Below are 12,325 nucleotides of genomic sequence, written 5' to 3'. Positions count from 1 at the left end.
AAATGGGCATCGTGCGAACGTCTTCGAGCAAGATGCCAGTGCCGTGGTCCACCGTCAAGGGGCTCAGGACGCTGCCGGCCGCGGCTCAGGCGGGGACGAATCTCCACTGCTGGCCGGCGGTGCCGTTGGCGGTCTGCTGCTCCACCGTGGCGAGGTCGGTGGTCGCCGCGCCGGTGATGCCGAGGACCTTGCCGCTGCGGACACAGGCGATCGTCAGGTAGCCGTCGCCGGTTTCGGTGAGCCGCCACTGCTGGTTGGCGGCGTCCGAGGGGGTCCACTGGACGACCTTGGCGCCGTCGGCGGTGGTGCCGCCGGAGACGTCCCATGCCAGCGCGTCATGCGTGCACGCGATCCGGAAGATGCCGCCGCCGGTCGGGACGAACCGGAAGCGCTGGTTGGCGCCGCCGCCCGGGGTGTACTGGATCAGCGCCGCGCCCGCCGCGGTGGACCCGCCGGAGATGTCGGCGGCCTTCCCGCTGAGCCGGTTGACGACCTGGCCGACGGCGGTGGGCGCGACCGTCACCGCACCGGCGGCGGGCAGGGTGACCTGCCGGCTCCAGACCCCGGCGACGACGGTGGTGGTCGCGCCGGCCTTGCCGCGTACCGTCGCGCTGGTGACCTGGCCCGCGCTCCAGGCCAGATCGACGCTGAATCCCCCGCGCGCGCCGATGCCGGTCACGGCCCCCGACGCCGCCCAGGCGGACGGCAGCGCCGGGAGCAGCTCGATACGTCCCGGCCGGGACTGCACCAGCATCTCGACCATCGCCGAGGGCGTCCCGAAGTTGGCGTCGATCTGGAAGACCGAGCTGGTGGAGCCCAGCTGGTACATGTCGAACATGTTGATGCCGGTGCCGTTGCTGTGGTTCACCGACGGCTTCATCACCGCCTGGACCAGCTGGTACGCCTTGTCGGCGTTCTTCAGCCGGGCCCAGCAGGCCGCCCGCCAGGCGCTGGCCCAGCCGAAGCTGACCATGCCCCGGGCCGTCAGCAGGGCGGTGGCCCCGGCGACCAGGTCCGCGGGGGAGTCCTGGAGGCTGATCCGGTCGCCGGGGAAGAGACCGATCAGCGGCGACAGGTGCCGGTGCGTCGTGTCGCCGAGGTTGGCGTCGGTCATCCACTCCTCCAGCCAGCCCGTCGTGGCGCTGACCTGGGGCAGGTGGAGCCGGCTCTGCAGGCCGGCGACGGTGGCCGCGTAGCCGCTGTCCTTGCCGAGCGCCGCCGCCGCGGCCCGGTAGTTCTGGAAGAGCTGCCAGACGAGTTCCTGGGCGTAGGTGATGCCCCGGGCGTCGGTGGGACCCTGCTCGGGCGACCAGTCGTGGTCGTCGACCAGGACCTGCCGGGTGGTGCCGTCGGCGCCGGTGACCGCGACGGTGACGAGCCGGGCCTCCCAGAACTGGCAGGCGCCCTTAAGCAGCGGGTAGATCTTCGTCAGGTGGGCGGTGTCCTGCGTGTACGCGTAGTGGTCGTAGAGCGCGTTGGACAGCCAGGCGCTGCCCGCCGGGTGCCACCACCAGCCGTTGCCGCCGAAGGGGTTGGTGGAGATGGCGACGGTCCACCCGGCCACCTTGCCCGAGGTGTTGCGGAAGCCGTTGCGGGTGTCGTCGAACAGCTTGGCGGTGGTGTCCTGCCAGACGGGGTACTGGCTGAGGCAGTAGTCGGTGAAGGCGTCGAAGCACCCCGCGAGACCGGTCCTGTCCGGCAGCCAGTAGTTCATCTGGACGTTGATGTCGGTGTGGTAATCGCCCATCCACGAGGGGTCGTTGCGGTCCACCCACAACCCCTGGAGATTCAGCGGGAGGCTGCTCCGGGAGCCGCAGATCATCAGGTAGCGGCCGAACTGAAGGTAGGACGCCTCCAGTTCGGGGTCGGGTGCGGCACCCGCGGCGGCGCGGGCGGTGAGCCGGGCGGCGGTGTCCATGGCGCGCTGGGCCGCGGTGGACACGCCGAGGTCGACGGTCATGGTCTGCTGGAGCCGCTGGTAGTCGGCCGCATGGGTGGCCAGCAGGGCGGCGCCGGCCACGGCCGCCGCCGTGCCGGCCTTCGTGCGGGCGATCGTGAGCGGGTCGGCGGTGGCGTTCTTGAAGCCGGCCGAGGCGTCGGCGGTGTAGTTGGTGCCGCCGCTGATGACCAGCAGCACCTCCTGGCAGCCGGTGAACGTCACCTTGCTGCCGGACGCCGACACGCTGCCGCCGGTGCCGGCGACCCTCACGACGGCCGCGTACCGCAGCGCGTTGGCGAGCGCGGCGCTGAAGGAGACGCTCGCGGTGCCCGGGTCCGCGGAGACGGACTCGCCGCGGGTGCCGGACAGCGACAGCGATCCGGTGTACGAGCCGCCGCCGCTCTGGCTGAGCCGGACGACGACCACGTCGTCCGGCGCGCTGGCGCAGACCTCGCGCCGGTAGGTGACACCGCCGAGCGAGTAGCCGGTGACGACCAGGCCGTTGCTGAGGTCGAGGGTGCGCCGGTAGCCGGAGATCGCCGCGGTGGTGTGCGCGGGGATGTTCAGGTACGCCGTGGCCAATTGCCCGAAGGTGCCGAACGCGGTGGTGTCGTAGGGGAACTGGCCGTCGGAGCCGAGCGTGGGATTGCTTCCGCCGGTCCACAGGGTGGCGTCCGTCAGGTGGATCGCGTCCTGCGAGGGGTGGCTGGTGACCATCGCGCCGAGCCGCCCGTTGCCGATCGGCAGGCCCTGCTCCATGATCACGGACTCGGTGGCGGGACTGCTGTACCAGAGGGTGACCGCGTCGGCGTCGGGGACCAGGGCGGCCGGGGTGACCGCGGTCCCCGGCGCCGCGGAGGCGGTGAACTCGGGAAGCGAGGAGAGCGCGAGTACCGCCCCCAGGACGGAGGCGGAGCGCAGGACTTCGCGCCGGGTCATCCCCGGGGAGGGCATCGGGTATGCGGGCGGTTCGGGGTCGGGACGCGGGGACATGGCGGTTCCTCTCTCGGCGGGGCTGCGGGTGGGGCCGGCGGCCCCGTGGGTACTGCCGGTTCGGCGCGGTTTCGCTGAGCGCCCCGGACGGGGCTCGGGCGATCTGCCGGCTGCCTCCGGTGGTGAGGGCGCGGGTGCCGTTGGGCCGGGGTCCGGCGCCGATCAGCCGGCTGCGCGTACGGACGTCGCCCGGCCCGGTGGCCCCAACTGCCCGGGTGGCCGCCGCAGGTGCCGGCGCTGATGCCCTCGTGGATGCCGAACCGCGGGCCCGGGCGCGGTTGGTGAACCCGTCGGCGGCGTCACCGCCGGGGGACGGCCGTCAGGACCGGCTGGCGTCGCCGAGGCGCCGGCCCCGGGCGCGGTGTCCGCCGGCGTCAGCCCGACGATCACAGCCACGGAAGTCGAACAGAAACGAACAGCGCGAGGTGATCGTCGCATGGGACAGGAACTTCCGATCTCCAATACGGGACATGACAATAGTTCGGATCGCCGACAGTGCAGCGCAAGGCGCGGCCCGTGTCAACGGCTGTGCGAAATATCGGCTGACTGAGCAATAGTGCGCAGGCTTATGCCCGGATTGCGGAGGCTACGACCTCGGTGCGCTGCGTGGCATCCGTTGGAGAGCATTCGTCGCTCCATCCGTGGATGGCCGCACCCTCCCGCTGCGGCACCCGGTGAGAGCGCTCAGAGATCCTATGTATCCCCGGGCAGCGCGCGGGCCGGACCACTACGGGCGGCGAGGGTCCAGTGCGAAGATCATCGCCTCATGGTGATATCCGGTCGGTTGTGGTGGTTGAAGCGGATCGGCCTTGCCGAGTGCGGCGCTGTGCGCCCGGACTCTTGACGGCCTCGGCGAGGGGTCTCTAAGGTCACCGGCATGTCAGATGTCTGATGTCTGGTGTCCATCTCTCCGGTGCACACCCCATACCCACCGGCGGCCCTGAGAGCCCAACCCTGTCGGCGAGTCCGACGACCGCCAGGACGGCGCGGGGCGCCGGCGGTCGTGGCAACCCGCCTGCCGTGTACGCCGATCGGCCGGCTCCCCGGCCCCTTTCGCGAGGTCAACAACCGTACGAGGAGTGCGCTGTGAAACGTCTTGCCATCCGATCCGTGGTCCTGGCCGTGGCCCTGGGCGCCGGGGCCGTACTGCTTCCCGGCGCCGCGGCCCTCGCCGCCACCGGCCAGTCGGCCGTCGTCTCCCAGGACTGCGCCTCCGGCGGGCGGATCCAGGAGACCGTCGTCAACACCGCCGCGCAGGCGACCACGTTCACCCTGAACTGGCCGGGCAAGGGCACCTGGACCGCGAACGTGGCCGCGCACGACAGCGGCCACTTCTTCTTCACCCAGCCGTCCGGCACCGCCTACACCTTCCGCACCACCACACCCCAGGGCTACGACCAGACGGTCAGCGGCACCCTGAACTGCGCCGGCGCGCTGCACGCCCTGGTCGGCATGGACTGCCCGCGCAACGCGGACGGGTCCCTGCCCGCCTCGCACCGGCTGCGGATGACCCTGGACAACCGCAGCGCCACCGCGCAGACCTTCACCGTCGCCTGGCCCGGCAGGTCCGGCTCCCCGTGGACGGTCACCGTGCCGGCCATGTCCGGGGACAGCAGCCTGTACTGGACCGTCCCCAACGGCACCCCCTACACCCTGAACACCGGCGCCGGCACCTGGAGCCGTACCGAGTCGGGCACCGCCACCTGCGGCACCGCCGCCGGCACCCCCGGCATGAACTCCCGGACGGTGCTCGGCACCAGCACCGTCATCACCGGCCTGAACGGCGCCAACGGCCTCTACAACGGCACCGCGAAGTCCGTACGCATCCCCGCGCTGGCCGTCACCGGCTCCGGAACCGTCATCGCCGTCGCGGACGCCCGCGTCGACGGCAGCGCCGACCTCGGCGGCGGCACCAACAACATCCAGATCGCCATGACCCGCAGCACCGACAGCGGCGCCACCTTCACCGCCCCGGCGATCATCGCGCACGCCCCCACCACCAGCGAGGGCTACGGGGACCCCAGCCTGCTGGTGGACCGCACCACCGGCACCGTCTTCTGCTTCTTCACCTACGCCCCCAAGGTCGGCGTCGGCTACTACGGCTCCACCGCGGGCGACACCTCCGCGACCGCCACCACCAACACCCACATCCGCTACATCACCTCCACCGACGACGGAGCGACCTGGAGCGCCCCGGTGGACCTCAACCCGCAGGTGCGCAACGCAAGCTGGGCGGGCATGTTCGCCTCCTCAGGACACGGCGTCCAGCTGTCCTCCGGCCGCCTGGTCCAGCCGCTGGTCTACCACGACTCCGCCGGCGACCATGCCGCCAACCTCTACTCCGACGACCACGGCGCCACCTGGCACGCCGGCACCTCCGCCGGGACCGGCGTCAACGAGAACAAGGCCGTCCAGCGCGGCACCGGCAAGGTCGTGCAGAACATGCGCTCCAACTCCGGCGGCAACCGCTGGTACGCCACCGCCAGCGACACCGGCGCCGCGAACGTCGCCTCGCCGTACGGCGCGAGCTGGAACTCCGGCCTGCTCGACCCGGGCTGCAACGCGGACGAGGTGTCCTACCTCAGGCCCACCGACGTCGACACGTCCGGCCGCCCGCTGCTGACCTCGACCGCCGTCCTGAGCAACGCCGCCAGCACCTCCCGCACCGACCTCACCGTGCGGGTCAGCCGCGACGACGGCGCGAGCTGGCCGCACGAGGCGCTCCTCAAGGCCGGCGCGAGCGGCTACTCCACCACTGCCGTGCTGAACAACGGCACCGTGGGCGACCTCTACGAGATCGGCGACACCGGCGGCATCGTCTTCGCCGACTTCACCCTCGGCTGGGTCGAGAACGCCTGACCTCCCCGGCCGCCGGGGGCTACGCCGGGGCGCCCTCCGAGGACGGCGCGGCGGCGGCGCCCCCGGCGGGCCGGTCGGGGACGCGGAAGGGATCCGCGGACGGCTCGGGCGTCTCGTACTGCACCGGCTCGGGCCGCACCGGATCCGAGAACAGGTCTGTCTGGGCCATGAGTCCCCCATGCGAGGTGATGATTTTCCGACGTGCTCCCGCCCGCGGGCGGGTCGGTCTGAGGTAGACCGTACGCCGACCCGGGCGGAGATCACACGCCGAGCCGCCGGGCGGGGCCGGGGCGGCCCGCGCCGAGGTCCCGGAGCGACCACCCGGGAGAGGTCCGCGCGGCGGGCGGGGGACTCGGTGGTTCGGACCCCGTTCTGGGCCGGGGGAGGGCCTACAGCGTGCCCACCACCGTGCCGGGGGCGGGGGCGGGGGCGTCCGGGAGTGTCGGCTCCAGGCTCAGCGTGGCCTCGGGGGAGGCGCCGGTCCACCGGGCGGCCATCGACTGGTAGGCGCCCGCCATCAAGGCGGCGGCCGTGCGGTGGGTGGTCAGGTCGGAGCGCATCTGCTCGCGGGTGCGCCGCCCGTTGACGTACTCCAGGAACTCCCCCATGGCGCGGCGCCGGGAGGACTGCTGTGTCGGGACCGCCACCTGGCCCTCCGACATGGTGGTCAGCGCCTCGTGGCCGAGGCGGGTGTACGCCTTCCACGCGGGCCGCAAGCGGTTGTTGCGGAAGACGTGCACCTCGACGTGGCGGTCGCCGCCCGGCGCATGGCGGTCGCCGGTGCGGACGCCCTCGTCCAGGGTCTGCAAGGAGTGGAAGTGCAGTGCCTGGAAGGGGCCCTGCTGGATGATGTGCGTCTCCTGCCGCACACGTCCGTTGCCCTTGTAGAGCCCGGCTGCCGGGGTGAGGTTCCCCCGCTGGGAGAAGCCGTTGTGCACGAGGTTGAGGCTGCCGAGCGTCAGGGTGCGGCCGGCGCTCCGGAAGGCCAGCGAGATGAACGCGTCCACCTCGCCGAAGCCGTGGGCCGCGGTGTCCAGGTCCTGCGTGCTGTACAGGTTGCGGGCGGCGAAGCCGTCGAAGAGCCGCTCGTGGTCCTCGACGCCGAGCTGCGCGAGGAAGTCGGCGGGCCGGGTCACCTGGGCGTGCACCTGCACCGCGTCGGGGACCTTGCCGCCGCGCTCACCGGCGGCCAGCAGCCACGGGATGATGTCGAAGAAGTGGTAGCCGCTGTGGGCGCACTTGCCGTAGCCGCGGTCGTAGCCGTGGTAGTCCAGGTCGAGCAGTTCGTCCGGGAGCCGCCACTGCCCGTCGCTGTGGAAGGACTGCACGGAGGTCACCGGGCAGTCGGTCGCCTCGGCGACCTCCGCGATGAGCTGCCGCAGCCGCCAGAAGGCCGGGTGGTAGCGGCGCTGCGACTGCACGCTCACCATGATCTCGGGGTGGCGCAGCCGGGCGGCCTCGTACCGGGCCAGGAGGTCGTCCGCGTCGGTGAGGATGCCCGCTGCCTGCGCGGGGTCGGTGGACGCGTCGGTGCGTACGCCCAGCGGCTTGTCCAGCAGTACGCTCAGGCCGCGCTCCAGCGCCCAGCCGGTGTAGGCCAGGTGGAAAGCGGGTTCGGTGGACACCACCACCGCGTCGATGCCCTGGTGGTCCACGAGTTCGTCCAGGGTGCGCCGGACGGCGTCCGGCAGCGTCCGCTCCTCCGAGCCGAACGGCTCGACCAGGGTGACCGGTACGGATCGGGGTCCGTCGTCGGCGTCGTAGGGGACCGCGGCGTCCGCGGCGCCCAGGATGTCCACGCCGCGGACCGTGCCGACGAGGCCGGCCGCCTGTCCGGCGGCCAGGGCGGGCAGGTGGGATCTGCGAGCGTGCGGGCCAACGCCAATCACCAGCAGATTCTTCATGTCGCCCTCTGCTTGTCCTCGTGGGGGATCGGGCTTGTGCGTCAGCCGCGGCGGCGCAGCAGGGTGCCGGGCCAGGCGTCGTCGGGGGCGGCGAGGATCTTGCCGTCGTCCCGTGTCCGGTCGCCGGTGTCGGCGACCAGGTCGTAGCGCTCGGTGACCCGGGCGGACAGGGCCGCGGCGCCGGCCGCGCGCAGGGCCGCGTCCTCGCGGCGCAGCAGCTCGGACAGGGGCGCGTCGGCGTCGTGCACGCGCGCGTAGTCCTCCAGCAGAGCGCTGTAGCGGCTCTGCCCCCGGTGCACCACCACCGGCGCCAGCCCGGTGAGGGTGGACGATCGGCCGGCCGGCGCGGTACGGAGCCCCGCGTCCCGCGCGGTCCCGTCCTCGGTGGTGGCAGCGTCGGCGATCAGGGCCTGGCAGGGCACCACCGCGGACCCGAAGGCCGCGGCGCGCCCCGCGCCCAGGGCGGCGGCGAAGGCGATGATGCGGCCGGAGATCCCGATCTCCAGGATCCGCGACCCCGGCAGGTCCACGTAGTCGTGGAAGGCGTCACCGAGTTCGTAGGCGAGCATCCACGGCTCCAGCTGCCCGCCCGGGGCGGGCAGCAGCGCCGCCACGCAGCGCCGCGCGTAGTGCTCGGGCGGAGTGCGGTCGGCCAGCAGCAAGGGGATGCCGACCGCGTCGGCGAGCGCCGCCAGCACCTCGGTGATCTCGGTCCAGGTGCGCGCCACGCGCTCCTCGCGCATGAGCAGGTGCATGCCGGTGAAAGGGTGGATGAACTCGTCCCGCACCAGGTTGCGGACGTCCTGCACCGGCCGGTAGATCCCGTTGTGCGAGGCGACCGCGCGTACCGCGTCCTGCCCCGGCAGGGGCTGGGCGCGCAGCCAGTCCAGGTGCGCGAGGTTGCAGTCGAACCACAGGCCGCTGCTGTCGTCGGCGCTGTAGAAGTCGAACCCCTCGGACATGGCCGCCGCGAAGTGGTGCGGCAGGGGATCGGTGAAGACCGGCGGATGGGCGACGGAGTCGACCTCCCAGTGCCCGGCCGAGGCGTCAAGGAAGAAGCCCATGATGTTGTCGGCGAGCGTCAGCCCGGCGCCGGTGAGATTGGAGACGCCGCGGGCCAGCGGGTACGGGCTCAGGTAGCCGGCCGCCACCAGCCGTCCCCGGTAGCCGGCCAGTCCCTTGCCCGGGTCAGTGATCAGTGAGCGGGCCCCGCGCCAGGGCGCGGAAGTGCGTGAGGTTGTCGCCGGCCTGCTGGAGGGAGGATTCGACATGGCCGAAGAAGGCATGCAGCGTCTCCAGGATCGCCTCGGGGTGGAAGGTGCGGGCGCGGGCCCATCCGTCGGCCAGCAGCACGTCGGGGACGACGGCGTCCCCCACGAGCGCGTCGCCGATGGAGTAGAGCAGCTGGTCGAGGCCGCCGTGCTGGAGCCGTGCCCCGGTCACCAGGTCGAAGTCGAGCGTGGCGGTGCGCAGCGTGAACTCCCGCGTGCTCTGCCGGGAGGCGAGGGTCCGCCGGGTGGCGAACCGCGGCTGCTCGGGGACCCGCAGCCCCCGGTAGGCGCGGGTCGCGTCGCCGGCCGGTATGGCGAAGACCGGGCTCATCCGCTCCCAGCCGGCGGCTGCCAACTGCTCGACCGCCGCGGCGAAGCGGCGCGGTCCGGCGGCCGGCAGCCGCCGCAACTGGGCGTGCTGCCGGTGCTGTCCCGCGCCGTCGCCGGCGGCGCGGGACTGGTCCGCGGTCACCGCGGGACTCCTTCCCGCGGGGCGTCCCCGGGGTCGGGCAGGCCCAGTTCGCGGGCCGCCCACGGCAGCGCCGCCGCCGCCTGGGCGCGCTGGACGGCGCGGCGCTGCGAGCCGGGCTGCTGCGGCGGCAGTCCCGCCTGCGAGCAGAAGTAGCCGGCCAGCATCGCCGCGAACTCCGGCTGCCCCGGGGCGATCCGCTCCGGTCGGGGGCCGCCCTCCGCGTGCAGGCTGGGCAGCCAGGCACAGGTGTCGAAGACGGGGTTGCCGCGGCACGCCCACGTCCAGTCCACCAGCTTCACCTGGCCGCGGTGGCGGCAGATGTTGTCGCTGCGCAGGTCCAGGTGCAGCAGGGCGTCGCCGGACAGGTCGGCCCGGGCGGAGGCCGCCTCCAGGACCGGCAGCGCCCGCTCCAGCCACCGCGCGCCGGCCAGCCCGGTGGACAGGAACGGCCGGGGGTCGCGGGCCACCAGCGGCCAGCCGTGCAGCACGTCGCGGCGGTCGGACAGCGGCGGCAGCCCGGCCGGCGCGGTGCGGGCGTGCACCTCCTCCAGGGTCGCCACGACGGCGGCGACCATGGTGTCCTCCCACGGGTCGGGCCACTGCGCCTCGTGCAGGTCCTCCAGCACCAGTACCGGCCCGCAGCCCTGGCCGTCGCCGGCGGACGCCACGAGGCGCGGCATCCACGGGGCGTCCACCGCCGCGTACACGCCGATCTCGGCCTCCAGCCAGCCCCAGGTCAGCGCGTCGGTGCCGGACTTGACGAACACCGACCGCCCGTCGGGCCACCGGACGATCCACTGCTGCGCCTGGGTGTAGCCGCGGTCCACTTTCCGCCACCGGCCGCCGGGCCGCACCAGGTCCGCCACGGCGGTGGCCAGCTTCTCGTCCGGCAGGTCGTCGATCAACGTTGCGCGCATATGCCGCTCCTCGGTGTGTCGGGAGGGTCGTCACGGCCGGCGGTACCACCGGCGGCCGTCGCGGGCCGGCCGGCCCTCACCCTTCGGGGGCCTCCAACTGTGCCAGCAGCCGCCGGGCCAGTTCCCGGCGCTCGGCCGACCGGTCGTGCACCGCCATCCGCTGCAGAGCCGAGACCGCGCGCCGGTCGCCGCGGCGGGCGAACTCGATCGCCTTCTCGTTGCGGGCGTCCTCGTAGGAGGTGTCGAACGGGACCGTGGTCAGCGGGCCGCGCCGCCAGAAGTAGGCCAGCTCCCGCCGTTCCCACCCGGCGTACAGCGACTCCCAGTTCAGGTCGCCGGAGTTCAGCTCCAGGCTCAGCTCGTTGATGGGTTCGCTGCGCGGCTGGAAGCGGAAGTCCATCGACAGCCGGAAGCGGTCGGTGCGGTTGGGCATGCCGCGGTGCACGGTCATGCTGTGGAAGACGAGCATGTCGCCGGCCTCGAACGGCTGGGAGCGCAGGTCCTCCTCCCGCACGTCGGTGATCTCCATCCCGCCGGTGCCGTAGGCGAGCGTGCTCTCGCGCACCCCGTCGCGGTGCGAGCCGCGCACGACGGCCAGCGGACCCTGTTCCCACGACACGTCGTGCAGCGGCACCCAGGCGGTGCAGGTCCGCGGCGTGCCCTGTACGGAGACGTAGTCCTGGTGCAGCGGAGTGGTGTAGTCCCCGCCGTCGGGCGAGTGGTCGGAGGGGAAGACGATGCGGCCGATCTGCCGCGGGTGCAGCAGCGCCTCCTCACCCAGGACCGGGGTGACCACCGTGTCCAGCAGGGAATGGGGGAGCCGGTGGAAGGCCTCCGAGCGCCAGGCGCGGTGGTAGACCCGGCGGTAGTCGGCCATCGGCTCGACGCAGAACTTCTCGGCGACCGCCCGGCGTTCCTCCCGGTCCCCGGCCAGCCAGCCGGCCTCGTCCATGGCGGCCAGGAAGTCCGCCCGGACGGCGGCCAGTTGCCGGACGTCCACCTGGCCGCGCAGGAAGAGGTAGCCGTCCTCGTCGAGCCGGGCCCGCAGCGCTTCGGGGTCCGGCAGCAGATCCGTGGAGTCGGTGAAGCGTTCGACCGCGGAAGCGGAAGGTCCTGCCATGACGCCTGCTACCTCCTGGGTGGGCGCGGTGCATCGGATGGGTCGTGCGGTGGTGCCGCGGCGGCGGGCGGGGTCAGCCGCCGTACGGTGGCGGGCCGGCCGGCCCGGAGCGCGACGCGGGATCGCCGGGCAGGTCGAGGACCGCGCCGTTGAGCGATCCGAACTCCGGGTCGGTGAGCCGGACGATCAGCCGGCCGACGTCGTCGGCGGGCAGCGCGGTCCGCGGGTCGCGGTCCGGCAGCGCGGTGCGGAACATGGCGGTGTCCACCGCGCCGGGGCTGACGCAGTTGACGCGTACCCCGGCCGCGGCCAGATCCAGGGCCAGGCACCCGGCCAGGTGCTCCAGCGCGGCCTTGGCCGTGCCGTACGCGTGGCCGTGCATACGCGGCGCCCGGCCCATCCGGGACAGCATCAGCACGACCTGACCGCGGCGGGCCGCCAGCAGGTCGTGGAACGCCCGCACCACGCGGTAGGCACCGACGACGTGCTGGGCGAGCATCTCCGCGACGTCGTCGGGCGTGATGTCGGCCATCCTTCCCAGTACCGCCGCTCCGCCCGCGGTCACCACCAGGAGGTCGAGCCCGTCGGTCCCTGCCCCCACCCGGCCGCGCAACTCCCGCACCGAGTCCCCGTCGCGTACGTCGACGCACAGCGCTGCGGTGCCGGCCGGCAGCGGGTCGGGCCGTCGCGCGGCGGTCCACACCGTCCAGCCCTCCTTCGCCAGTTGCGCGGCGGCGGCCCGGCCGATCCCCTGGCTGCCGCCGACGACCAGGGCCGTCCGCCGCCGCTCCGGCGGGGCCTGGGGGTCCTCCTGGGCCAGTGGGGGCATCGTCTACTCCGTCGGGTGAGG

9 protein-coding genes are annotated in these 12,325 nt (G+C 73.3%); 1 reads left to right on the top strand and 8 read right to left on the bottom strand.

Features of this window, described 5'->3' with window-relative positions; translation table 11 throughout:
- Positions 1 to 85 precede the first annotated feature (85 nt).
- Complete coding sequence (locus tag OHA86_RS05095) at positions 86 to 2,932, bottom strand: glycosyl hydrolase family 95 catalytic domain-containing protein (protein ID WP_329172861.1); 2,847 nt, start codon at positions 2,930 to 2,932, stop codon at positions 86 to 88.
- Positions 2,933 to 4,018: 1,086 nt separating this feature from the next.
- On the opposite strand from OHA86_RS05095, the gene OHA86_RS05090 reads away from it, so the two are divergent.
- On the top strand, positions 4,019 to 5,791 hold the full coding sequence (locus tag OHA86_RS05090; protein WP_329172860.1) for a sialidase family protein: 1,773 nt from the start codon (positions 4,019 to 4,021) through the stop codon (positions 5,789 to 5,791).
- 19 nt (positions 5,792 to 5,810) lie between these two features.
- Here the strand turns inward: OHA86_RS05090 and OHA86_RS05085 are convergent, their stop codons facing one another.
- From OHA86_RS05085 to OHA86_RS05055, 7 genes are all read right to left on the bottom strand, one after another.
- Positions 5,811 to 5,960, bottom strand: a complete 150-nt coding sequence (locus OHA86_RS05085; RefSeq protein ID WP_329172858.1) for a hypothetical protein — start codon at positions 5,958 to 5,960, stop codon at positions 5,811 to 5,813.
- A gap of 220 nt (positions 5,961 to 6,180) precedes the next feature.
- A complete protein-coding gene (locus OHA86_RS05080; protein ID WP_329172857.1) occupies positions 6,181 to 7,695 on the bottom strand; it encodes a Gfo/Idh/MocA family oxidoreductase in 1,515 nt (504 codons plus the stop codon).
- Between the two features lie 41 nt (positions 7,696 to 7,736).
- On the bottom strand, positions 7,737 to 8,846 hold the full coding sequence (locus tag OHA86_RS05075) for a hypothetical protein (RefSeq protein ID WP_329172856.1): 1,110 nt from the start codon (positions 8,844 to 8,846) through the stop codon (positions 7,737 to 7,739).
- 37 nt (positions 8,847 to 8,883) lie between these two features.
- Positions 8,884 to 9,438 carry a hypothetical protein gene (locus OHA86_RS05070; RefSeq protein WP_329172855.1) on the bottom strand — a complete coding sequence of 185 codons (555 nt, stop codon included), beginning with the start codon at positions 9,436 to 9,438 and terminating at the stop codon, positions 8,884 to 8,886.
- Positions 9,435 to 10,355: a hypothetical protein gene (locus tag OHA86_RS05065; RefSeq protein WP_329172854.1), complete on the bottom strand. Its 921-nt coding sequence runs from the start codon at positions 10,353 to 10,355 to the stop codon at positions 9,435 to 9,437. Before OHA86_RS05065 ends, OHA86_RS05070 begins: the two co-directional genes overlap by 4 nt.
- Positions 10,356 to 10,431: 76 nt before the next feature.
- Positions 10,432 to 11,475 (bottom strand): phytanoyl-CoA dioxygenase family protein, encoded by a 1,044-nt coding sequence (locus tag OHA86_RS05060; RefSeq protein WP_329172853.1) that lies wholly within the window; start codon positions 11,473 to 11,475, stop codon positions 10,432 to 10,434.
- A gap of 73 nt (positions 11,476 to 11,548) precedes the next feature.
- Entirely contained in the window at positions 11,549 to 12,304 is a 756-nt protein-coding gene (locus tag OHA86_RS05055) for an SDR family NAD(P)-dependent oxidoreductase (protein ID WP_329172851.1), read from the bottom strand.
- Between the last annotated feature and the right edge of the window lie 21 nt (positions 12,305 to 12,325).

Origin of the sequence: Streptomyces sp. NBC_01477 (genome assembly GCF_036227245.1) — a bacterium.
In the GTDB taxonomy this organism is placed as follows: Bacteria; Actinomycetota; Actinomycetes; order Streptomycetales; family Streptomycetaceae; genus Actinacidiphila.
Note: the sequence above shows the minus strand (reverse complement) of the source record. Positions and strands in the feature narration are given on the sequence as shown.

What these genes read in the sequence shown, in the direction of transcription:
- OHA86_RS05095 (WP_329172861.1), bottom strand. Translation starts at nt 2,932, where the DNA reads ATGTCCCCGCGTCCCGACCCCGAACCGCCCGCATACCCGATGCCCTCC.
- OHA86_RS05080 (WP_329172857.1), bottom strand. Translation starts at nt 7,695, where the DNA reads ATGAAGAATCTGCTGGTGATTGGCGTTGGCCCGCACGCTCGCAGATCC.
- OHA86_RS05060 (WP_329172853.1), bottom strand. Translation starts at nt 11,475, where the DNA reads ATGGCAGGACCTTCCGCTTCCGCGGTCGAACGCTTCACCGACTCCACG.
- OHA86_RS05055 (WP_329172851.1), bottom strand. Translation starts at nt 12,304, where the DNA reads ATGCCCCCACTGGCCCAGGAGGACCCCCAGGCCCCGCCGGAGCGGCGG.
- OHA86_RS05085 (WP_329172858.1), bottom strand. Translation starts at nt 5,960, where the DNA reads ATGGCCCAGACAGACCTGTTCTCGGATCCGGTGCGGCCCGAGCCGGTG.
- OHA86_RS05065 (WP_329172854.1), bottom strand. Translation starts at nt 10,355, where the DNA reads ATGCGCGCAACGTTGATCGACGACCTGCCGGACGAGAAGCTGGCCACC.